The 21,698-nt window shown below is 64.1% G+C and carries 21 protein-coding genes; 16 read left to right on the plus strand and 5 right to left on the minus strand.

What is annotated here, in order from left to right; genetic code table 11:
• Positions 1-333: 333 nt before the first annotated feature.
• A complete protein-coding gene (locus tag ACH488_RS02180) occupies positions 334-2,022 on the minus strand; it encodes a formate--tetrahydrofolate ligase (RefSeq protein ID WP_397321960.1) in 1,689 nt (562 codons plus the stop codon).
• 71 nt (positions 2,023-2,093) lie between these two features.
• Positions 2,094-3,338, minus strand: coding sequence for a D-inositol-3-phosphate glycosyltransferase (gene mshA, locus ACH488_RS02185; RefSeq protein ID WP_397321962.1), 1,245 nt, complete (start codon positions 3,336-3,338; stop codon positions 2,094-2,096).
• 82 nt (positions 3,339-3,420) lie between these two features.
• Here mshA and ACH488_RS02190 point away from each other — a divergent pair, with 82 nt between their 5' ends.
• Entirely contained in the window at positions 3,421-3,939 is a 519-nt protein-coding gene (locus ACH488_RS02190; protein ID WP_397321964.1) for a GNAT family N-acetyltransferase, read from the plus strand.
• Here the strand turns inward: ACH488_RS02190 and ACH488_RS02195 are convergent.
• A complete protein-coding gene (locus tag ACH488_RS02195) occupies positions 3,936-5,330 on the minus strand; it encodes a 6-phospho-beta-glucosidase (protein WP_397321966.1) in 1,395 nt (464 codons plus the stop codon). The two genes, ACH488_RS02190 and ACH488_RS02195, sit on opposite strands and share 4 nt — an antisense overlap.
• Before the next feature lie 46 nt (positions 5,331-5,376).
• Between ACH488_RS02195 and ACH488_RS02200 the strand changes: the two genes are divergently transcribed.
• The 6 genes from ACH488_RS02200 (at position 5,377) to tsaD (ending at position 10,637) form a co-directional block, all read left to right on the plus strand.
• Positions 5,377-6,471 (plus strand): carbohydrate kinase family protein, encoded by a 1,095-nt coding sequence (locus ACH488_RS02200; RefSeq protein ID WP_397321968.1) that lies wholly within the window; start codon positions 5,377-5,379, stop codon positions 6,469-6,471.
• A gap of 63 nt (positions 6,472-6,534) precedes the next feature.
• Positions 6,535-7,776, plus strand: coding sequence for an alanine racemase (gene alr / locus ACH488_RS02205; RefSeq protein WP_397321970.1), 1,242 nt, complete (start codon positions 6,535-6,537; stop codon positions 7,774-7,776).
• Complete coding sequence (gene tsaE / locus ACH488_RS02210; protein ID WP_397321972.1) at positions 7,773-8,348, plus strand: tRNA (adenosine(37)-N6)-threonylcarbamoyltransferase complex ATPase subunit type 1 TsaE; 576 nt, start codon at positions 7,773-7,775, stop codon at positions 8,346-8,348. Before alr ends, tsaE begins: the two co-directional genes overlap by 4 nt.
• Positions 8,348-9,019, plus strand: a complete 672-nt coding sequence (gene tsaB, locus ACH488_RS02215; protein WP_397321974.1) for a tRNA (adenosine(37)-N6)-threonylcarbamoyltransferase complex dimerization subunit type 1 TsaB — start codon at positions 8,348-8,350, stop codon at positions 9,017-9,019. The genes tsaE and tsaB overlap by 1 nt, the downstream gene beginning before the upstream one ends.
• A complete protein-coding gene (gene rimI, locus ACH488_RS02220) occupies positions 9,019-9,522 on the plus strand; it encodes a ribosomal protein S18-alanine N-acetyltransferase (protein WP_397321976.1) in 504 nt (167 codons plus the stop codon). Before tsaB ends, rimI begins: the two co-directional genes overlap by 1 nt.
• On the plus strand, positions 9,519-10,637 hold the full coding sequence (gene tsaD / locus ACH488_RS02225; RefSeq protein WP_397321978.1) for a tRNA (adenosine(37)-N6)-threonylcarbamoyltransferase complex transferase subunit TsaD: 1,119 nt from the start codon (positions 9,519-9,521) through the stop codon (positions 10,635-10,637). Before rimI ends, tsaD begins: the two co-directional genes overlap by 4 nt.
• On the opposite strand, the gene ACH488_RS02230 is transcribed toward tsaD, so the two are convergent.
• Positions 10,634-11,788, minus strand: a complete 1,155-nt coding sequence (locus tag ACH488_RS02230) for a glutamate--cysteine ligase (protein ID WP_397321980.1) — start codon at positions 11,786-11,788, stop codon at positions 10,634-10,636. The two genes, tsaD and ACH488_RS02230, sit on opposite strands and share 4 nt — an antisense overlap.
• A 145-nt stretch (positions 11,789-11,933) precedes the next feature.
• Here ACH488_RS02230 and ACH488_RS02235 point away from each other — a divergent pair, with 145 nt between their 5' ends.
• The 6 genes from ACH488_RS02235 to ACH488_RS02260 all read left to right on the plus strand — a co-directional run bounded on the left by ACH488_RS02235 (position 11,934) and on the right by ACH488_RS02260 (position 17,118).
• Positions 11,934-13,064 (plus strand): GTP-binding protein, encoded by a 1,131-nt coding sequence (locus tag ACH488_RS02235; RefSeq protein WP_397321982.1) that lies wholly within the window; start codon positions 11,934-11,936, stop codon positions 13,062-13,064.
• Between the two features lie 25 nt (positions 13,065-13,089).
• Complete coding sequence (gene ykgO, locus ACH488_RS02240; RefSeq protein WP_021472472.1) at positions 13,090-13,212, plus strand: type B 50S ribosomal protein L36; 123 nt, start codon at positions 13,090-13,092, stop codon at positions 13,210-13,212.
• Positions 13,213-13,289: 77 nt separating this feature from the next.
• Entirely contained in the window at positions 13,290-14,102 is an 813-nt protein-coding gene (locus tag ACH488_RS02245; RefSeq protein WP_397321984.1) for a shikimate 5-dehydrogenase, read from the plus strand.
• 115 nt (positions 14,103-14,217) lie between these two features.
• The gene (locus tag ACH488_RS02250) at positions 14,218-14,625 is read left to right on the plus strand and encodes a DUF6507 family protein (RefSeq protein WP_397321985.1); all 408 of its coding nucleotides are present in this window, start codon (positions 14,218-14,220) and stop codon (positions 14,623-14,625) included.
• 64 nt (positions 14,626-14,689) lie between these two features.
• Positions 14,690-16,585 (plus strand): alpha/beta hydrolase, encoded by a 1,896-nt coding sequence (locus tag ACH488_RS02255; RefSeq protein ID WP_397321986.1) that lies wholly within the window; start codon positions 14,690-14,692, stop codon positions 16,583-16,585.
• Between the two features lie 152 nt (positions 16,586-16,737).
• Positions 16,738-17,118: a hypothetical protein gene (locus tag ACH488_RS02260; RefSeq protein ID WP_397321988.1), complete on the plus strand. Its 381-nt coding sequence runs from the start codon at positions 16,738-16,740 to the stop codon at positions 17,116-17,118.
• A 597-nt stretch (positions 17,119-17,715) separates the two neighbouring features.
• On the opposite strand, the gene ACH488_RS02265 is transcribed toward ACH488_RS02260, so the two are convergent.
• Positions 17,716-18,939, minus strand: a complete 1,224-nt coding sequence (locus ACH488_RS02265) for an SAM-dependent methyltransferase (RefSeq protein WP_397321990.1) — start codon at positions 18,937-18,939, stop codon at positions 17,716-17,718.
• Between the two features lie 67 nt (positions 18,940-19,006).
• Between ACH488_RS02265 and ACH488_RS02270 the strand changes: the two genes are divergently transcribed.
• From ACH488_RS02270 to groL, 3 genes are all read left to right on the plus strand, one after another.
• The gene (locus tag ACH488_RS02270) at positions 19,007-19,429 is read left to right on the plus strand and encodes a hypothetical protein (protein WP_397321991.1); all 423 of its coding nucleotides are present in this window, start codon (positions 19,007-19,009) and stop codon (positions 19,427-19,429) included.
• Between the two features lie 197 nt (positions 19,430-19,626).
• Positions 19,627-19,923 (plus strand): co-chaperone GroES, encoded by a 297-nt coding sequence (gene groES / locus ACH488_RS02275; protein ID WP_018776625.1) that lies wholly within the window; start codon positions 19,627-19,629, stop codon positions 19,921-19,923.
• Between the two features lie 86 nt (positions 19,924-20,009).
• On the plus strand, positions 20,010-21,623 hold the full coding sequence (gene groL / locus ACH488_RS02280) for a chaperonin GroEL (protein WP_397321993.1): 1,614 nt from the start codon (positions 20,010-20,012) through the stop codon (positions 21,621-21,623).
• Positions 21,624-21,698 lie beyond the last annotated feature (75 nt).

Here is a 21,698-nt window from a genome sequence, read left to right on the forward strand (position 1 = left end):
CTGCGACACCCTCTACGCCATGCTCCGCGACGGCACCCTCTACCAAGCCCAAACACCCAAAACCGCTTGACGAAAAACATAGGGACACTCTCACCGAACCGCCCGTTCCAGCCGACGCTCTCTCCGAATCGCCCGTTCCAGCCGACGCTCTCTCACCGCGGTGGGAGAGGGATCGGAGATGGGGGCGGTTTCGTGAGAGAGCGATCGCCAAATGGGGGCGGTTTGGTGAGAAAGGGTTCGCCAAATGGGGGCGGTTTCGTGAGAGAGGGATCGGAGATGGGGGCGGTTTGGTGAGAGAGGGTTCGCCAAATGGGGCGGTTTCGTGAGAGAGGGTCAGAAGAGGCCGGTGGGGTTGCCGTCGGGGCCGACGTCCATTCGCATGGCCGCAGGCTCCTTGGGCAGGCCCGGCATGGTCATGACGGCTCCCGTCAGCGCCACGATGAAGCCCGCACCCGTCTTGGGAATCAGATCCCGGACATGCACGCGGAAGCCCTTGGGCGCGCCCAACTGCGAGGCATCGTCGGTAAACGAGTACTGGGTCTTGGCCATGCAGACGGGCAGCCCGCTCCACCCGTTCTTCTCGATGTCCGCAAGCCTCTTCAGCGCGGGCACGGAGAACTCGACGCCGTCGGCACCATAAATCTCCTGGACGATGGTCCGGATCTTGTCCTCCACGGGCATTTCCAGCGGGTAGAGATGGTGGAAATTCGACGGCGACTCCAGCGCGGCTGCCACCTTCGCGGCGAGCTCGTCCCCGCCGTCGCCTCCGCCTCCACGGCCCCACACATCGGCGACGGCGGCCTGCACGCCTTCCGCGGCGCACCACGCAAGCAGCCAATCGATCTCTTCCGGGGTATCCGTGCCGAACTTGTTGATGGCCACCACGGGTGAGATCCCGAATTTGGCCACATTGCCCACATGCCGCTTGAGGTTCTCGACGCCGGCGGCCAGGGCTTCCACGTTGGGAACCTTGAGGTCCTCCTTGGGTACGCCGCCCTGCATCTTGAGCGCCCGGATGGTGGCCACAACCACGACGGCGGACGGCGCCACGTCCGCGATACGGGACTTGATGTCCATATACTTCTCGGCGCCGAGGTCCGCGCCGAACCCCGCTTCGGTCACGACGATATCCGCCAACTGCTGGGCGGTGCGCGTGGCGATAAGTGAGTTGCAGCCGTGGGCGATGTTGGCGAACGGTCCGCCATGGACCAGGGCCGGGGTCCCGGCGATGGTCTGCACCAGGTTCGGTTTGATGGCGTCCTTCAACAGGAGCGTCAAAGCACCTTCCACGCCGAGGTCCGCGACAGTGACGGGCTTTCGGTCGAAGGTGTAGCCAAACGTGATCCTGCCCAGTCTGGAGCGCAAGTCGTCCAGATCGGTGGCGAGGCAGAAGACAGCCATGATTTCGGAAGCGACCGTGATGTCGAAGCCGTCCTGCCGGGGCACGCCCTGGGCCGGCCCGCCGAGGCCAATGACGACGTCCCGGAGCGCGCGGTCGTTCATGTCCAGAACGCGTTTGAAGGTCATGCGCCGGGGATCGATCCCGAGCTCGTTGCCCTGGAAGATGTGGTTGTCCACCAACGCCATCAGCGCGTTGTTGGCTGAGGTGATCGCATGGAAGTCGCCGGTGAAATGCAGGTTGATATCGTCCATGGGCAGCACTTGGGAGTAGCCGCCTCCCGTCGCCCCGCCCTTCATGCCGAGGATGGGTCCCAGGGAAGGCTCACGCAAGGCGATCATCACCTTATGCCCGGCACGCGCGAGGGAGTCCGCCAAGCCTACAGTGGTGGTGGATTTGCCTTCGCCTGCCGGGGTAGGGGACATGGCCGAGACGAGGACCACCTTTCCCGCGGGCTTCGCGGTGGGGAGGGTGAGCAGGGCCGGATTGATCTTGGCCTTGTAAGGTCCGTAGAGCTCCAGCGCCTCCAGGTTGATGCCCGCTTGTTCGGCGATTTCCTCAATGGGCCTGATCCGTGCGCGCTTGGCGATCTCCAGATCTGACAGGACGTTGTTTTCAGACATCGTTGTCCTTCGACTCGGTGCTTACGCTGTGCGCGTCAATCTACCAGCCGGCATACGTTCACCAGCGGATGTCAGCGCCCGGGAACCAGCAACCCGGAGACGGACTCGCGGTAGCTTTCCAAAGTGATGGCGGCAGTGCGTTGCCAACCGAAGGATTCGGCGTGGGTTGCCGCAGCCCTGCCCATGTCCTCCCGGGTCCGGATATCGTCGTAGAGCTCTTCCAAGGCATCAGCCCAGTCGGCGGGATCATGCCCGTCCACCAGGATGCCGGTCCGGCCATCGGAGACGGCGCGGGACAAGCCGCCAACGTTGGTGGCCACCACCGGGGTACCGCACGCCTGTGCTTCCAAGGCCACCAGTCCGAAGGATTCACTGAAGGAAGGCATCACCACCACGTCCGCTGAACGGAACCAGCCAGCCAGCTCCGGTGCCACAACAGGCGGCCGGTGCGTGACGACGTCGTTCAATCCGGCCTCTTCGATGTAGTGCTGCAGGTCGAAATCCTTGGCGCCGCTGAGGGAACCCAAGATGGTCAGCTCAAGGTCGATGTCCGGGCGGCGCTGCCTCAACAGCCCCGCTGCCTTGACGAACACCTGCGGCCCCTTGAGGCGTTGGATCCGGCCGGCGAAAACCAGGTGGAAACTGTCCGGCCGCACATCCCGTTCCCTGCGGGACCTTCGCCGGAAGGAGGGCGTGAAGACGCGAAGGTCCACGCCGGGAGGTGCCACATCGATGCGGTCCATGTCCGCGCCATAGTGCGAAACCAGCTCCTCTGCCTCTGCGGGCGTATTGGCAATGAGCCGGCTGGCGCCGTCGACAATCCGCTGCTCGCCCTCTTCGCGGCGCCGGGGCTCGGGCCGTTCGCCGGATTCCAACACCAGGTTCTTGACCTTGGCCATGGTGTGCATGGTGTGGACCAGCGGAACGCCCCACAGCTGGGACAGCTCCAGGCCCGCAACTCCGGACACCCAGTAGTGCGAATGGACGGCGTCATAACGGCCACGCGGTTGTTCCTGCCGGATCCGGTCGATCTCCTCCACCATCTGGTGCAGCAACGCGGGCAGTTCTTCCTTGGGCAGTTTGCGGCGCGGACCGGCCATGACGTTGTGGACGCAGACGTTCGGACCGGGATGTTCGACGGCGGGCTGCCCGGCCTTGGTGGCACGGGTGAAGATCTCCACCTCCACGCCGGTTTCAGCCAAGGCCATGGCCAGTGCACGCACGTAGACGTTCATGCCACCTGCATCCCCCGCCCCCGGCTGCTCCATGGGGGAGGTGTGCAAGGACAGGAACGCGACCCGACGGATCAATGTCACGGTTGACTCCTGCCCTTCATCGCAAAACCGGCTTTCCCTGCAGAAAACACTACTCCTGCCCGGAACCCACAAGGCTGCTACCGTGTCCGCTGTGAGCCAAGAAAACAGCTATGACATCCGCCCAGCCACGGACAACGACTGGCCGGGCATCTGGTCCGTCCTGGAACCGGTGATCCGCGAGGGTGAAACGTTCACGTGGGACAGGGACACCGATGAAGAAACCGCGAGGGCCAAATGGATGAAGGACGCCCCCGGGCAGACGTTCGTGGCCGTGCGTTCAGCGGACGGTGCGATCCTTGGTACCGGTGAGTTCCATGCCAACCAGGCCGGCGGCGGCAGCCACGTGGCAAACGCAGGCTACATGGTGGGTGCCCAACATTCGGGCCAAGGCATTGCGCGGGCACTTTGCGCTTACTCCCTTAAGGAGGCCAAGGCAGCCGGATTCCGTTCCATGCAGTTCAACGCAGTGGTGGAAAGCAATGTCCGCGCCGTGTGGCTGTGGCAGTCCATGGGCTTCAAGATCCTTGCCACGGTTCCCGAGGCGTTCAACCACCCCGAGATTGGCTACGTGGGCCTGCACGTCATGTATCAGAAGCTCTAGCGTCCCACCCACAACTGCGCCAGCTCAGGGAATCCATCCTCGTAGCCCTCCAGGAGTTGCCGGCCCAGGTCTGTCGAACCCACCAGGGGGTGGGCCGCAAAGGCTTGCAGGGCAGCCTCCCTGTCGCCTTCCCGAACGGCCTGGATGGTGAGCCGTTCCACCTCTTTGACGTGCCGCATCAAGGTGAGGAACTGCCCAGCGGGAGGGTCCTGCGGGAGCGGCAAGGCGCCGTCGGACGTCACCTGACAGGGAACCTCGACGACGGCGTCCGCCGGCAACCCGGGCACGGCAACCTCCGCGGTGCCCACCCGGGCGTCGGGCGCCACGGGGGAGTTGGGGACGTTCAGGATCAACTCAGTGGTGGCCCCGGACGAGGAGCCGGAGAGCGCCCGCATCACTGCCAAAGCCACCCGTTCGTAGCCGCCACCGGCCAAGTCCGACTCGTCCCGCTGTTCGCCCTCTTCGCGCGACTCAGCCAAATAGCCCTTCTCGCGGGACAGCCGGGCAGCGTCCCATCGCGCATACGCATCGGGAGAACCCGCCAAGCCAGGATAGAGCGTTGCCTGCTGTCCATGGATGGAGGCTCCGCGCGTCTCGGACTGCCTGCGGATGGCCTGCGTGGCGTGATGGGTTTCGTAGTAGTAATACAGGTACTCGTTGGGGAGGCAGCCAAGCAGTTCCAGCATGTGCTGTCCAAACAGCCGGCCCTCCTCCATCGAGGCAAGCGCGTCGTGGCTGGACAGCAACCCGGGCAGCAGGTCCGTTCCTGACGGTGCCAACCGGTAGAGCCAACCGAGGTGGTTCAGCCCGTAGTAGCCCACGCCGTCGAGCCGTCCGTCCGGTAGCGGCGCCCCCGCAGCCGCCGCGGCCCTCTTCACGAGACCACCAGCCGAATCGCAGATGCCGATCACCCGCTTGCCCAGCACAGGCGCCAAGGCCTCGGTGACCATCCCGGCGGGGTTGGTGAAGTTGATGAGCCACGCATCGGGGCAGTGGAGCCGCATGGCTTCGGCGAGTTCGAGCATCCGCGGGATGGAACGCAGTGCGTAGGAGATGCCGCCCGCTCCGGTTGTTTCCTGGCCCAGCACGCCCAGGTCCAAAGCCACGCGTTCGTCGATCATCCGGCCCGCCGTCCCGCCTGGACGGATCGCCGCGAACACCATGCGCGTCCCGGCCAGCGCCTCGCCCAGGTCCGTGGAAACCACGACGGCGGGACGGGAGCCTTCCGGTACCGGCATGGCCGCCAAGACAGACTCGATTGCCACCAGGCGGGAGGCATCCACGTCGTAGAGGACCAGCTCGTCCACGAGCCCGGCAAAGGGGCCCGAACACAAGGCACGGTACACAAGGGGAACCCGGAATCCGCCGCCGCCGGCGATCATGAGCCGCATGGTCCGAGTCTATGCAGCCCGGAACGTGCAGCGTAGTCTGCCGTGCATGGATGCCATGCCCCAGCGTCGCTATGATCCCCTTGCCTCCGTTCGGTCCGATGGCGAAAACCAGTGCGATCTCCTGCTCACCGGAACGGTCTTCCAGGACATCATCTTCACGGGCCTCCCGCACGCGCCCGAACCCGGCACCGAAGTGTGGAGTGAAGGCATGGGCAGTTGCCCTGGCGGTGTGGCCAACCAGGCGATCGCTGCGGCCCGACTGGGACTGCGGACCAATCTGGCGGCGACGTTCGGGGACGACGGCTACGGGGACTACAACTGGGAGATCCTGGAAACCCAGGAGCACGTGGATCTTTCCTTATCCCGGCGCGTTCCCGGCTGGCACTCGCCGGTGACGGTGTCCATGTGCGTCAACCAGGACCGTTCCATGGTGACCCACGGGCACCCGGCACCGGTGAACGCCTCGGAACTCATCGGACGGCCACCCAAGGCGCTCGCCGCCGTCGCGGACCTCGGCGAGGAACTGGAACCGTGGATGCTCGCCGCCAAGACGGCCGGCACCAAGCTGTTCGGTGTGGTGGGCTGGGACCCCAGTGGCGAATGGTCACAGCGCAGGCTGGAGCAGTTGGAGCATTATCACGCGTTCTTGCCCAACGCGCCCGAGGCCATGGCCTTCACCGGGAAAGCCGACCCCTGGGCGGCGCTCTACTCGTTGGCGGACCGAGTTCCCGTGGCCGTGGTGACTCTCGGACCGCAGGGTGCCATGGCCGTGGACTCTGAGACCGGCGAGGAGGAATGGGTGCCCTCGTTGCCCGTGTCCGCCTCGGACCCCACGGGCGCCGGGGACTGCTTCGGGGCAGCGTTCATTGTGGGCAGCCTCGCGGGTTGGAAGCTGGGGGACCGCCTGAGGTTCGCGAACCTCTGTGCCTCCTTGGCCGTACAGCAAGTGGGCGGTTCGCTTGCGGCCCCGGGCTGGGGAGACATCGCCGACTGGTGGCAGCGGGCCAACGCACGGAAGGAGCGCCAGTCGAGCCAATGGCTGCGGCGGTTCGCTTTCCTTGAGCCGATCGTGCGGGACATCCCGGCCGAGGCCCAGCGGCGGGCCCGGGCAACCATCGCGCACCTGTCCGACGCACAGTAGCCAGGCAAGCCGGGGAAGCAGCGCAGTTAACCCGGGTTCACCCACCCCACTAGAATCTCTAGGGTGACTTACGAAGCAGCAGCAGATATCGGGATCGGTTCCAAGCCCTCCATAGCAAAGTCGGCGATGCTTGAACGCTCGGCCGTGATCGACCTCGAAGCTGTTCGGCACAACGTTCGCCAGTTCGTCGGTATCGCTTCGCCCGCCTCCGTCATGGCCGTCGTCAAGGCCGACGCCTATGGACACGGAGCGGTGCAGGTGGCCCGTGCCGCCCTTGACGCCGGGGCCACCTGGTTGGGTGTTGCCCACATTTCCGAAGCGCTCGCCCTGCGCGCAGCAGGCATCGATGCGCCCCTGCTTGCCTGGTTGCACACCCGCGAGAGCAACTTCCAAGCGGCAGTCGCCGCCGGCATCGACGTCGGAATCTCCGGCTGGGAACTGGACGCCGTGGTGGCGGCAGCCCGGGACCAGGAACGCCCTGCACGCGTGCACCTGAAAATCGATACCGGCCTGGGCCGCAACGGCTGTACCATCGCCGACTGGGACCAACTCCTGGGCCAGGCCATGGAGTACCAGGACGAGGGACTGCTGCGCGTGGTAGGGATCTTCTCCCACTTGGCAGTCGCCGATGAACCGCAGCGGCCCGAAACCGACGAACAACTTACCGTCTTCCGCGAGGCCCTGGCCATGGCCGAGGACGCCGGGGTGGACACCGAAGTCCGGCATATCGCCAACACTCCCGCCACGTTGTCCCGGCCCGATTCGCACTTCGACCTGGTCCGCGTAGGCCTGGGCGTCTACGGCCTCTCGCCCTTCCAGGGAGCTACGTCCGCCGAACTCGGCCTCCGGCCGGCCATGACCGTTCGGACCCTGTTGTCCAACTGCAAGAAAGTTCCCGAAGGCCAAGGCGTGTCCTACGGACTGAACTACCACACCACCACGGAGAGCACGCTTGGGCTGATCCCGCTGGGATACGCGGACGGTGTGCCACGTGTTGCCACGGGCGGACCGGTCCGCGTGAACGGTGTCACCTACCCCGTGGTGGGACGGATCGCCATGGACCAGATGGTCATTGACCTTGGACCCCTCACGGAGGAGGAAGCTGCCGGCCTCAAGGGCAGCGAAGCGGTGATGTTCGGCGACGGCACGGATGGTGGACCCACGGCAGACGACTGGGCTGCCGAAGCCGGCACCATCAACTACGAGATCGTCACCCGCATCAGCCCCCGCGTTCCCCGAACCTATGTCAACGAGGTTCCCTCGGCGGCCGAGGTCGCGGCTGCATCCAAGGCAGCCGCCCTGTGAACAGCACACCCGCGAATTGGGAACGCAGCGTCAAAGTCACGACGGCGGACCAGACCCACGCGCTCGCCGCATCGCTCGGTGGGGTGCTTGAAGCCGGAGACCTGCTGGTCCTGACAGGTGAACTGGGGGCCGGAAAGACCACCTTCACCCAGGGGCTCGGAGAAGGCCTCGGGGTGCGGTCCGGCATCATCTCACCCACGTTCGTGCTGGTCAGGATCCATCCAAACCTTGCCGACGGTCCGCGCCCGGGCGGTCCGGACCTGGTCCACGTGGACGCCTACCGGCTTGAGTCGTCGGGGGAGATTGACGACATCGACCTTGAAAACACCATGGACACCTCCGTGACCGTGGTCGAGTGGGGGCGCCACCGGGTGGAGCATTTGTCCGAGAGCCGGCTGGAAGTGGACCTGCACCGCGCAGTTGGCGGCGAGGCCGCGCCCGGTGGGGACGTCTTCGACTTCGACACCGAGGACGACGACGAGCCACGCACCATCGTCTTCCGTGGCTTCGGCCCACGCTGGCCGGACGCCCCGGAGCTCCTTGAAACCACACTCCCCGAAGGAGGCAACTGATGCTGATCCTGGCCATCGACACCTCAGCCGTGGCAAGCGCCGCACTGATTTCCGAGGACGCCATGGAAGGCGTGGTGGACTCCTTCGCCACGGAAGACACGCGCAGCCACGCCGAGGTCCTTGCTCCGGGAATCGAGAAGCTCCTGGCGGGCGCCGGAGTCACGGGAGCCGATATCGACGCGATCGTCACCGGTGTGGGGCCGGGCCCCTTTACGGGTCTCCGCTCCGGCATCGCCACAGCCCGGACGCTGGCCTTCGTCTGGAACAAGCCCCTGTACGGCCTGATGAGCCTCGACGCGATTGCGTTGGAAGTTGCCGAGTCCACTGCTGCTGTCCCTGAGTTCCTCGTGGCAACGGATGCCCGGCGCAAAGAGGTCTACTGGGCCCGCTACACCCTCGCCGAGGGCCAACTTCCGGAGCTGGTGGACGGACCCCATGTGGGCTTCGCGGCGGACCTCCCGGACCTTCCGGTCTTCGGGGCTGGTGCCGGGCTCTACGCAGAGGTGCTCAACGCGAACGAGGATTTTGCGGAGACGCAACCGGACGCCTCCTCCTTGGGCCAGTTCGCGCTGGCCAAACTCTCGGCAGGCCAGCCGCTGCTTGACTCAACGCCGCTGTACCTGCGGGAGTCCGATGCCCAGGTCCCCGGCCCACGGAAGCGTGCGCTCTGATGAAGCTCTCACCCAAACTTGAACTCGAGGGTGTCTCCCTGCGGGACATGACCGAGGCGGACGTCGCTGCCGTCGATGCCCTCGAACGCCGCCTGTTCCCGGTGGATGCTTGGCCGCGGCAGATGTTCTTCGATGAACTCTCCCAGCCGGAAACCCGTCGCTACGTCGTGGCCGAGGCCGCGGGCGAGATCATCGCCTACGCCGGATTGATGTGCATCGAGCCCATTGCGGATGTCCAGACGATCGCCGTCGTTCCTGAATTTGAAGGAAAGGGCATCGGCTCGGCGATCCTTACCGAACTGATCGAGGAAGCACGGCGCCGCCGCGCGGCCGACGTCCTGCTGGAGGTGCGCGCGGACAATCCCCGGGCCCAGCAGCTGTATCTGCGTTTCGGCTTCGAGCAGATCCACGTCCGGCCCCGCTACTACCGCGACGGCACGGATGCCCTGATCATGCGCTTGCCGCTGAACAACTCCACACCAACAGAAGGAGCCTCCGAGTGAGCGCCGCACTTTCCACGCAGCCGCTGGTGCTGGGCATCGAGTCCTCATGCGACGAGACCGGCGTCGGAATTGTTCGTGGAACCACGCTCCTGACCAACACGGTGTCCTCGTCCATGGACGAGCACGTGCGGTTCGGCGGTGTCATTCCCGAGATTGCCTCGCGCGCCCACTTGGACGCCTTCGTTCCCACCTTGCAGGAATCCCTCCATGAAGCGGGGGTGACGCTTGAGGACATCGACGCAATCGCCGTCACCTCAGGACCCGGCCTGGCCGGTGCGCTGATGGTGGGCGTCTGCGCGGCCAAGGCACTCGCCGTTGCTACCGGCAAGCCGCTCTACGCGATCAACCATTTGGTGGCGCACGTGGGAGTCGGGCTGCTGGATGCAAGGAACGACGCCGGTGCTGCCGCCGGCCTCGGTGCCGGGGAACTGCCGGAGAACCTCGGCGCACTCCTGGTTTCAGGAGGCCATACGGAAATCCTGCGGATCCGCAGCATCACCGACGACGTAGAGCTCCTGGGCTCCACCATCGATGACGCCGCGGGCGAGGCCTATGACAAGGTGGCCCGCATCCTCGGCCTCGGCTATCCCGGCGGTCCCGCCATCGACAAACTGGCACGGCAGGGAAATCCGAAGTCCATCCGCTTCCCGCGCGGCCTGATGCAGCCCAAATACATGGGCACTGTGGAAGAGAAAGGCCCGCACCGCTACGACTGGTCCTTCAGTGGCCTGAAGACCGCTGTTGCCCGCTGCGTGGAACAGTTCGAAGCCCGCGGCGAGGACGTTCCCGTGGCTGATATCGCTGCGGCGTTCCAGGAAGCCGTGGTGGACGTCATTACGTCCAAAGCGGTGTTGGCCTGCAGGGAACACGGAATCACGGACCTCCTGCTGGGCGGTGGCGTCGCCGCCAATTCGCGGCTTCGCGAACTGACGGGTCAGCGCTGCACCTCGGCGGGCATCAAGCTCCACGTCCCGCCCCTGAACCTGTGCACGGACAACGGTGCCATGGTTGCTGCCCTGGGAGCCCAACTGATCATGGCTGGAATCGGACCCAGTGGAGTGTCCTTCGCCCCGGATTCGTCCATGCCGGTAACTACGGTGTCGGTCCCCGCCTAGCCGGCGTCCGGTCCTTTGCGCATTTGCTTCACGAGGTCCATCACGACGGCCTGGAGGTCGCCGTTGTGCTCGGCGGCCACGCGGCGCTGGCGCTGGTAGCTCGCGCCCCGTTCGATGATCCGGGCCACGTCCGCGAGTTCCTCGGAGCAGCCGAGCTCGGCAGCGATGGGCCCCAGCCGTTCGAGGGTCTCGGTCAGGTGTTCGGTCACGAGCTTCTCGTTGCCCTCGGCGTCGAGGATGATGATCGCTTCCATCCCGTACCGGGCAGCGCGCCACTTGTTCTCCTGGACGTGCCATGGCGGCATGGTGGGGATGGTGCCGCCAGCATCGAGGATGCCGGAGAACTCATGGACCAGGCACTGCGTCAGCGCTGCGATCGCGCCCACTTCTTCAAGCGTGGCAAGGCCATCGCAAATGCGCATCTCGATGGTGCCCAGGGCGGCAACCGGGCGGATGTCCCAGCGGATCTCCGAGATCGCATCGATGACACCGGTGGTAAACATGTCCTGGACGTAGGCCTCGTACCCATCCCAGGCGTCGAACTGGAACGGAAGTCCCGCCGTCGGAAGCTGTTGGAACATCAGGGCGCGCTGTGACGCGTAACCTGTTTCTTCGCCCGCCCAATAGGGGCTGGACGCGGACAGTGCCTGGAAGTGCGGGAAGTAGTTGACCAGGCCGTCCAGGATGGGGAGGACCTTGTCCTTGCGGTCGATGCCCACATGGACGTGCACGCCGTAGATCACCATCTGGCGCCCCCACCATTGGGTGCGCTCAATCAGCTTTGCGTAGCGCTCCTTGTCCGTGACCGGCTGGAGCAGCGGAGGGCTGAAGGGGTGGCTGCCGGCGCAGAACACCTCCACGCCCATGGTGTCTGTGACTTCGCGGACGGCGGCCAGGGAGCGGCTGAGGTCTTCCTTGGCTTCCTTGACCGTTTCGCAGACCCCGGTGACGAGTTCCACGGTGTTGAGGAGGAGTTCGCGCTTGATGTGCGGGTGCTCGTCGTCCTCGTTGAGGTCGGGGTGGTTGGCGGCGACGCCCTTCAGGACATCGTTCGCGACCGAGACCAGTTCCCCTGTCCGTGCGTTGACGAGCGCCAGCTCCCATTCCACACCCAGTGTCGATTGCCTGGATGGCGCAAAATCAATCTGCACGTAGTCCCCTCGTTATGTTCGTCGCGCTTCCCCGCTGCGGGGCCGCCAGCGGTCGGCTCAAGTCTAGTGCAGCGGCCCGCCCGGAGATGTTGCAGCTACGCTTAGTGAATTGCTAATGAGAATGATTCTTAACTAGGATGGTGGCATGCACCTCTCCATCGTCAGTTCCCTGGACAGTCAATGCCGCGAAGTGGCGGCAGCCCGGCTCGGCCGGACCCACAGCAACTCCGCCGTCGTTTTCCACGACCTCCTGGATGGGTCTGTGGTCCTCCGGCGCGTGTACCGCGACGGTCAACTCTTTGAGCGCGAAACCACCGTCCTGGAACATGGGTGCCTGAGCTGCACTGTCCGGCTGGACGTTATTCCGACGGCGGAGCGGCTCGCCTCGTGCGGCTTCGACCATGCGGTCCTTGCCTTGCCGCCGGGGGTGGCCGTGGGCATGGTGGTAGCTGAACTCCGTCAACTTTCGGGGAATTCGCTGGTGATCGACAATGCGGTACTGGCCCTGGATCCGGCCGACATGGAAGACCATGTCTGGGACCGCCATACCTTGTTCGAATCCGGATTCACGTCCATGCCGCAGGATGACCGCACCAGCGGGGAATTCCTCATTGGCGAATTCGGTCAGGTGGACACTGTCATGCTCTATGCGGGCCTGGGAGCGGAGCTCGCGGGTGATCCGCGGGTGGATTCGGAGGCTTGGGGATGCGGAGTTGAATTGCTCGGTGAGCTGGCTCCGCATGCCGCTGTGGTGGGCTCCTCCGATGAGTTCAGGCCGGGATGCTATGACGATGCCGAAGCCGCCGCCCGGACCAGGCCTGGCACGGTGCGCGTTCCGTTGGACGAAGCCCCCGGGCTCTTCAGTACCGTCCTGCACAAGGCATCAAGGCCACTTCATCCTGGGCGCTTTCGGGAGGCGCTGCCCCAACTGGCGGCCGGAACCCACTGGATGCGGGGCCGTCTATGGATCGCATCAGCGGCGGGGGTCCGGATTGCCATCCAAGGCATTGGTCCCCGCGTGTGGCTGGAAAGCACGGGGCCTTGGCTGGCGGACGTGGTCGGCACCGCAGGTGCGGGAGCCGATGTCGACGCTGTCCTCGACTGGCATCCGCACCATGGTGACCGCGGTACCGTCCTGGCCATCACTGGACGCTCGGAGGACGTCGACCCCGGGGAGATTCGTCGCTTGCTGGACGATTGCCAGGTTACCGAGGCAGAAATGGTGCTGCATCCCGGGGAATGGAACGACCCCTTTGAGCTCAGTGAAACCCTCTGATCCCTACAACATAAGGAGAGCAACCATGAAAGTCCGGAACTCGCTTCGCGCGCTCAAGAAGATCCCCGGAGCACAGATCGTCCGTCGCCGCGGACGGACCTTTGTGATCAACAAGCAGAACCCGCGCATGAAGGCGCGGCAGGGCTGATGTATCCAGTGGGCAAGCCGGCAAAATAAATATGACTTATTATACCGGCTTGCCCATCGTGGTTGTTTAATGGGTGCATGCCCATCCTGAACAAAGACATGGCCCTCTGCATCTCGCTTGCTGCCCGACCCAGCAACATTGGAACCAGGTTCCACAACTATCTCTACGACCTGCTCGGCCTGAACTTTGTCTACAAGGCCTTCGCACCCGCGGACATTGCCCTCGCCGTGGCCGGAATCAGGGGCCTTCCCATTCGCGGTGCGGCGGTATCCATGCCCTACAAGGAGGCCGTCATCCCGCTGGTGGATGTGATGGACCCGTCCGCCAGGGCCATCGACTCCGTCAACACCATCGTCAACAACGATGGCGTGCTGACTGCTTACAACACCGACTACATCGCTATTGCCCGACTCTTGAAGGATCATGAAGTGCCCACAACGCACTCGGTCCTCCTGCGGGGAGCGGGCGGCATGGCCAAGGCTGTGGCCGCTGCTTTGCGGGATGCCGGCTTCACCAACGTGACCATCGTGGCCCGTAACGAAACCGCGGGCAGGGCGCTCGCTGGCCTCTACGGCTTCGGATGGCAGGATGACGTCAACGGGGCCACTGCCGATCTCATCATCAACGTCACGCCGCTGGGTATGGCCGGCGCTGACGAGACTGCCCAGTCCTTCGACGATTCCACTATCGCTGCGGCGACGGCGGTGTTCGATGTGGTGGCATTGCCCCCGGAAACGCCACTCATTGCTGCGGCGCGGGCCTTGGGTAAATCTGTGATCACGGGAGCGGAGGTCATCGCGATCCAGGCAGAGGAGCAGTTTGTCCTTTACACGGGCGTCAGGCCTACGCCGGAACAGGTCCGTGAAGCCTCGGAGTTCTCCCGTCGCTGACGTTCGGATGTCCTAGCCCGATCCAGTTGAGAGTCTGCTGTCGGTATACGCTTCTTGAGGGATTAATCATTTCGATGGATTAATCAGAATCCTTACGAAGTTGGTGGGAGAAGCAGTGACGTTCGACATTGATACGGGCAGGACTCTGGCGGTGGTGGCTGCCTCGAAGCAGCGCATGGAACAGCTCCCGGCCGTTCAGGCCAAGCTGAGGCATGTGTGTGATGACATTCGTGGCGCACTGCGGAGTGGGCCTGTTTACTCGGCGATGGAGAGTTACGAAGACTCGGTACTCACGGTGGATGTCCATGGGTTGGCGCGACGAACGGCCAACATCTTTGGTGGTACCCGCGAGGCGGTAGCTGCCTACGTGGCGTGCGACGAGGCCATGGCGGCCACGGCCCTGGCGAACGCTCGGAGCATCGTGGTGTTGCGTCCCGGAGATTTGCCGCTGGACGTGTCCTACTGGATTCCCAACTCCAGGGATTTCCCACGTGACATGTCCCCCTGGAATCCGGCGAAGTAGGGCTGTCGTGTATCAAGTTGATGCATCCGCGATGGACGGATGGCCGGACCCTGAGGCGTTGGAGATGGCGGCGAATCCTCTGACCGAGAACGCGCCGGGCATCGTGAACATTGTGCAAATGGCGGCGTCGGAGTGGTCTGCCATGGCTGATGCGTACCGGGCTCCGGAGGCACCGGAATTGTTGGCTTTGTTCAAGCCGGTAACCCAAAAGAGTGAGGGGATCCGGGCCGGTCTTGCTGTGGTGTATCGGGCGTTGATGGCGTATGCGGATGACATCCGGGACCTGAACCGGCGCAGGGGTTTGCTGTTGGATGAGATCGGGCAGTTCCATCGCGAGCAGGACCGGTATGAAGAACGAGCGGCGTTCATGGAGCAAACGGGTGATCTGATGGCTTCGTCGGGCAGTGTTGCTTTTGCTTTGCAGGCCGCAGACCTGGAACGTCGGGCGCGGTTGCTTGACTCGGAACATGAACAAGCGCAGCAGGACTGCGCCCGCCAGATCAAGCGCGTGTATTCGATCGACCCGTCAGTTCCGGTGTATTACGACGGCGGAGCGGCGAGGGAGTTCCGGGCGGACTTCACCAGGTTCCGGTTGCAAAAGTTGGAGGCCAGCGGTGGGGGCGGCATTGAAGGTGCTGTGGAGACGTTGGCCCTGCTGAAGTCCATGTCGGCCGGGGAGTTGCTGGACTACGGCTCGGCTGAGACGGATTACCTCCGCAACGGGCTCAAGGCCCAGCCAGCCGTTGCCTACGTCCAAGGCTGGTGGGCTGGGTTGTCTTCAGAGCAGCAGGCGGCGTTGTTGGTCGCGGCGCCTGGGATCATCGGAAACCTCAACGGGATCCCTTATGCGGTCAGGGCGAAGGCTAACCGTGCCAACCTTGACGCCATTTATAACGACACCCGGACGAGCGAGGGGGACAAGGCAGTGCTGCGGGTGATCTACGATTCACTCCTTCCTGCCGACGACAGGACGGATGCTCCGCCGCGAAGCATCGTGTCCTTCACGCCGGATGACAACGGCAAGCCACTGGTGGCCATCGCGATCGGGGACCTGGACACAGCAGCCAATGTGACCTGGAATGTCCCGGGCATGAAAACCACCGTGGCTGACGGCTTGGAATCATGGACGAAGTCGGCACAGGACCTCTATGACGGACAAGGGCGTGCAGTCGAGGGGACCGGGAACTTGAGTCGTGCTGTTGTCTCTTGGGTTGGCTATGACACTCCCGAGGCTCCCCCGAGTGGTGAGGTGTTGTCGACAGACTTGGCGAAGGCTGGAGGGGTGAAGCTGGCCGCGGCGTTGGATGGCTTCAGCGAGACCCGCGCCGTATTAGGGGAGAACGCCGTGAAACTGAACGTTGTGGCCCATTCCTATGGGACCACTACGGCCTCTTATGCCTTGAAGACCATCTCGCATGAGGTCGCGACGGCTACGTTCTTTGGCTCTGCTGGGATTGCAGGGCAGGATGTCGGGTCTACAGAGGATCTGCATGTTTCTAAAGACATCGACGGCGGGGCCGAGGTTTATCTGACCGCGGCGAGCGAGGACCGGGTGGCGCCCTGGGGGATCATGGGGAGTGGGATGCGGGGTCGCGAGGGGCGCCTCGATCCAACGGGTGAGTGGTTTGGGGGCAAGACCTTCTCATCCGAAGGCGGCTACGACCCCGACACGGGTAACTTTTATATGCGGACCACCGGCCACGATGCCAAAGGGTGGGCAGTGAATGGCAGCGGAAACTCATTGTTCGCCGCCACTGAACTCCACGGCTACCTCGACCCGGACACCGAGTCTGCGCGCAACATCGCCATGACCTCAACTGGACGAGGCGGCCAGATCAAGCACCTTTTACCTCTGCGCCGCGAAACACAGGCAGGCTACGGCGGCATGTACTTTTCGAATGGGTCGTGGATCGAACGTGACCTGACTCTTGAGGAACTTGCGGAGGAACGAGGCAAATGACAGCGACAAAGTTCAACCGCAAAGCGTGGTTGGTATCGGTGATGGTGGGGTGCTTCATGGTGTCAGGGTGCGGTGCAAACCAAGCGGGTGGTGGCCAAGGCGGCGGTCCGGGGCCAGGACAGCGGAGCGCGGCGGAGGTGTTCACGGACTTCATGGATGCCATGGACGACACGGTGCAGCATTCGGGAGCGACCTGGCCCAACTGGAATGCCAACGACACTTCCGGCTACTTTCCGCCACCGTGTTCGGTGAATGCACGCGATGATGGCAGGGCCTATCAGACGCAGATCGAAGGCGGCCCGGTCGTGGATCCGCAGGCTTCCGTGGAAGCCATGAAGGCCCACTGGGAGTCGAAGGGGTACAGGATTACACATGTCTTCGACAACAGGGGCCCAAACACCACGGGAATTGAGATTCATGCCGTGACTCCGCGGGGCATGCTCCTAATTTTCACGCCGACGAAAACTGTTTCGTTTATCAAAGTTGTCGGTGAATGTACATTGGACCCTGCGGCCGCCAAGAAAACGACGTAGTTATGGTTCGTGAATTCACTGTCCCCGCGCGGCCGACGCGGCAGCGCTCAAAGGTCTTCGCAGTGATGGCCGTGGTGTGTTTGATAATGGCAGGATGCAACGCAAACCCGGCGACTGGCAGTCAGGGTGGCGAGCGGGCGCCAGGCGAGCGAAGTGCGCAGAAAGTATTCACGGAGTTCATGGAGGCCATCGATGACACGGTGCAGCAGTCTGGCGCAGATTGGCCCATTTGGGATCGCAATCACACCGCAGGATTCTTCCCCGGGCCGTGCTCGGTGCATGCTCGTGAGGATGGGAGGGCCTACCAAACACAGATCGAGGGCGGCCCTGTCGAGGATCCGCGGGCTGCCGTGGACGCTATGAAGGCCCATTGGAAATCGAAGGGTTACAGGATTACACACGTCTTCGACAACATGGGTGGAAACACCACTGGCATTGAGATTCATGCTGTAGCCCCGCGAGGCATGCTCCTGATTTTCACGCCGTCGAAAGGTACGTCATTCATAAACGTGCACAGCGAATGCACCCTGGATCCGGCGGCCCGGATAAAGACGACATCATTGTGACGGGGACTGGCGGCGATGGGGCGAGCCCCGGCTAAGCGCCGACCGGCTCCACCACCACAACCACCCGCTCCTCGCCGATCCTGGTGAGCACCAGCGTGGCTGTCTTCGCCTTCCCGGACGCCTTACCGGGCAGCAGCTGTTTCCTGAGTTCCTCGGGCGTGACCGCGGTGCCGCGTTTCTTGATGTCCAGCACGGTGATGCCGTTCGCTTTGACCCACGCCTTGAGGGCCTTGACGTTGTAGGGCATCACCTCGATCACGCGGTAGGCGCGGGCGAAGGGGGTGTCATGGAGTTCGGCTGCACAGATGTAGGCGATGTGCTCGTCCACCAGGTGTCCGCCCAGCCGGTCTGCAACATCGGCCACCAGCCCTGCCCGGATGACTGCACCGTCCGGTTCGTACAGGAACCCTTCCACGGGCCCGACGGCGGCCACCGGACCGCCGTCGAAATCCTCGCCGCTGGTGATTTCGGCAGCGCCCTGGGCGCCGATCACCAGCGCTGCGCGGCGAACCCCGGGACGGGCAACGGCGTTGAACCAGAGGGTCACCTCGGTGACATCGCCACCCACGGAGACCCACTGCGCCTCGCAATCGGCCGGGACGGAATCGTGGGGCATGCCAGGGCCCATTTTGACCCCCACTGCGCGGCCGGTTGCTGCCAGGCCCTCGACGAACGAGAGCGGGGGAGAGAACGCCTCGGGGTCCCAGATCCGCTTTGTTCCGGAGGTTGAGGTGGTCCGCCGGGCAGGATCGAGCCACACGCCGTCCACTCCGGAGAGGTCCACGGACGTGGCATCGGAATGTACCACCGTGGCGTGCGGGAACGGCATCAGGTTGATGGTGGCGCAGGCGGCTGTGGTTTCGTCCATCTCCACCGCAGTGACGTTGACGTCCATGGATGCCAGCGCGAGGGAATCGGCGCCCAGCCCGCACCCCAGATCAGCCACGTGGGAGATTCCTGCCTTCACGAAGCGCTCGGCGTGCCGGGCTGCAACATTGAGTCGCGTGGCCTGTTCCAAGCCCGCCTGGGTAAACAGCATCTGGTGGGCAAACTCGCCGAATTTGGCCTCGGCCTTGGTCCGCAGGCGCGATTGCGTCAGGACGGCGGCTACAAGCTCGGGGGAGTGCCCGGCCTTGCGCAGGGACGCGTTCAGGGCCAGTGCGTCGGCTTCCCGGTAAGGTCCCAGTGAGCCAAGCAGTTCCCATCCTTCGGCGGTGAGCAAGGGCGCGAGGTGTTCCTGGGGAGCGTTGGGCATGGCATCCAGCTTAACGTTTCGCGCCCGGGGCTGAGACCGGAGCGATCAGCCCGATAGGGTTGATTTCATGGAAGACACCGCAGCTCCGCAGCCCTCCCACGCCGACAACCCGGACAATAACCAGCCCGTCCGTCCCGGAGCCGATGGACATTCCGCCGGTCGTTCCCTCACGGCGTACGCGCGGCCCGCCTTGATTGCGGGCGTCGTGATCGCCGTGATCTGCGCGGGGCTGCTCATTGTGATCTTTGCGTTGGACTCCTTCAACGCTGCCGCCTATTCGGTGACGGGCAAGAGTGTCAATGACGCTACCGACGAGGCCCGTGACATCCGGGAGTTGTACAGCGGAGTACGCGCCGGCGGGATCATCGGCCTGGTGGTTTCCGGCGTCGTGGCCGTTGCTGCGGGTGTTGTTCTCTACCTCAACCGCGGGGCCACGACAGTCGACGCTGACGACGAGGACTACGACCTGGACGACCTCAGGGACCAGTAAGCCGGGTTCACCCATGACGAAATGCTGGCACTCACCTTGACCGAGTGCTAACGCCTTACATAGAGTCGTGGTTAGCACTCTCCCTAGGTGGGTGCTAACACCACCGCCAGGCAGCTGCCGGCACCGCGACGACGGTTGCACGCCTCGGCACCCTTGTTCTTAGTCCATGAATCAGCTCATGAAAAGGAGAGATCCGAGTGTCGGTCTCGATTAAGCCTCTTGAGGATCGTATTGTTGTTCGCCCGCTCGAAGCAGAGCAGACCACGGCTTCCGGCCTGGTCATTCCGGACTCCGCACAGGAGAAGCCGCAGGAAGGCGAAGTTGTTGCAATCGGCCCCGGCCGCTTCGATGACAACGGCAACCGCGTACCGGTGGACGTAGCCGTTGGCGACGTCGTTATCTACTCCAAGTACGGTGGAACCGAAGTCAAGACCGGTGGCAGCGAGTACCTCGTTCTGTCCGCCCGCGACGTCCTCGCGATCGTCGTCAAGTAACTTCCTGGAACCCCGCACCGCAGGCATCGTTGGAATTTTCTCCAGCAGCCAGTGGTGCGGGTTTTCCGTTCTGAAAGGACACAACCATGGCAAAGCAGCTTGCGTTTAACGACGCTGCCCGCCGGTCGCTTGAGGCCGGTATCGACAAGCTCGCCAACACCGTCAAGGTGACCCTCGGCCCCCGTGGTCGCAACGTGGTGCTGGACAAGAAGTGGGGCGCCCCCACCATCACCAACGACGGCGTGACCATCGCCCGCGAAGTTGAGCTGGACGACCCCTACGAGAACCTTGGCGCACAGCTGGCCAAGGAAGTCGCCACCAAGACCAACGATGTTGCCGGTGACGGCACCACCACGGCCACCGTGCTCGCACAGGCCTTGGTCAAGGAAGGCCTGCGCAACGTCGCAGCCGGCGCCGCTCCGGGCGAGATCAAGCGCGGCATCGAGGTTTCCGTTGAAGCCATCGCCGCCCGCCTGCTGGAGAACGCCCGCGAAGTCGAAGGCACCCAGGTTGCCAACGTCGCAGCGATCTCCGCACAGAGTGATGAGGTTGGCGAACTGCTGGCCGAGGCTTTCGGCAAGGTGGGCAAGGATGGTGTCATCACCATCGAAGAGTCCTCCACCACGCAGACCGAACTGGTCCTCACCGAGGGCATGCAGTTCGACAAGGGCTACCTTTCCCCGTACTTCGTCACCGACGCAGAGCGCCAGGAAGCAGTCCTCGAAGACGCGCTGATCCTGATCAACCAGGGCAAGATCTCCTCGCTGCAGGACTTCCTGCCGCTGTTGGAGAAGGCCCTCCAGGCTTCCAAGCCGCTCTTCATCATCGCCGAAGACATTGAAGGCGAAGCCCTGTCCACGCTGATCGTCAACCGCATCCGCGGCACGCTCAACGTTGTGGCCGTCAAGGCCCCGGGCTTCGGCGACCGCCGCAAGGCCATGCTCCAGGACATCGCCACCCTCACCGGTGCGCAGGTTGTTTCCCCGGATCTCGGCCTGAGCCTGGACACCGTTGGGCTTGAGGTACTGGGTACGGCACGCCGCATCACGGTCACCAAGGACAACACCACCATCGTTGATGGTGCCGGGACCGAGCAGGACGTAGCTGACCGCGTTGCACAGCTCCGCGCCGAGCTCACCCGCACGGATTCCGACTGGGACCGCGAGAAGCTCCAGGAGCGCCTGGCCAAGCTGGCCGGCGGAATCGGCGTCATCAAGGTTGGCGCAGCCACCGAGGTTGAGCTCAAGGAAAAGAAGCACCGCATTGAGGACGCTGTCTCCTCCACGCGTGCGGCCCTTGAGGAAGGCATCGTTTCCGGCGGCGGTTCCGCCCTGATCCACGCCCTCAAGGCGCTGGATGAGGCTCCCGCCGTCAAGGCCCTCGAGGGTGACGCAGCTGCCGCTGTCGGCATCGTCCGCCGCGCCCTGACGCAGCCGCTGCGCTGGATCGCCCAGAACGCGGGCTTCGATGGCTACGTGGTGGTTTCCAAGGTCTCCGACCTGGACGCCAACCACGGCTTCAATGCCAAGTCCGGTGAATACGAGGACCTGATCGCCGCCGGGGTGATCGACCCCGTCAAGGTCACCCGCTCCGCTCTCCGCAACGCCGCTTCGATCGCTGCCCTGGTTCTCACCACCGAGACCCTGGTTGCCGAGAAGCCGGCTGAAGAAGAAGACGCACACGCAGGCCACCAGCACTAAGCTGCCTGCTCAAAGAAACCCCGGTCACACCTGCGTGGCCGGGGTTTCTTTATGTCTCCTGCGGGGTGCGGGATG

The organism is Paenarthrobacter sp. NPDC018779, from assembly GCF_044391085.1.
Classification (GTDB): domain Bacteria; phylum Actinomycetota; class Actinomycetes; order Actinomycetales; family Micrococcaceae; genus Arthrobacter.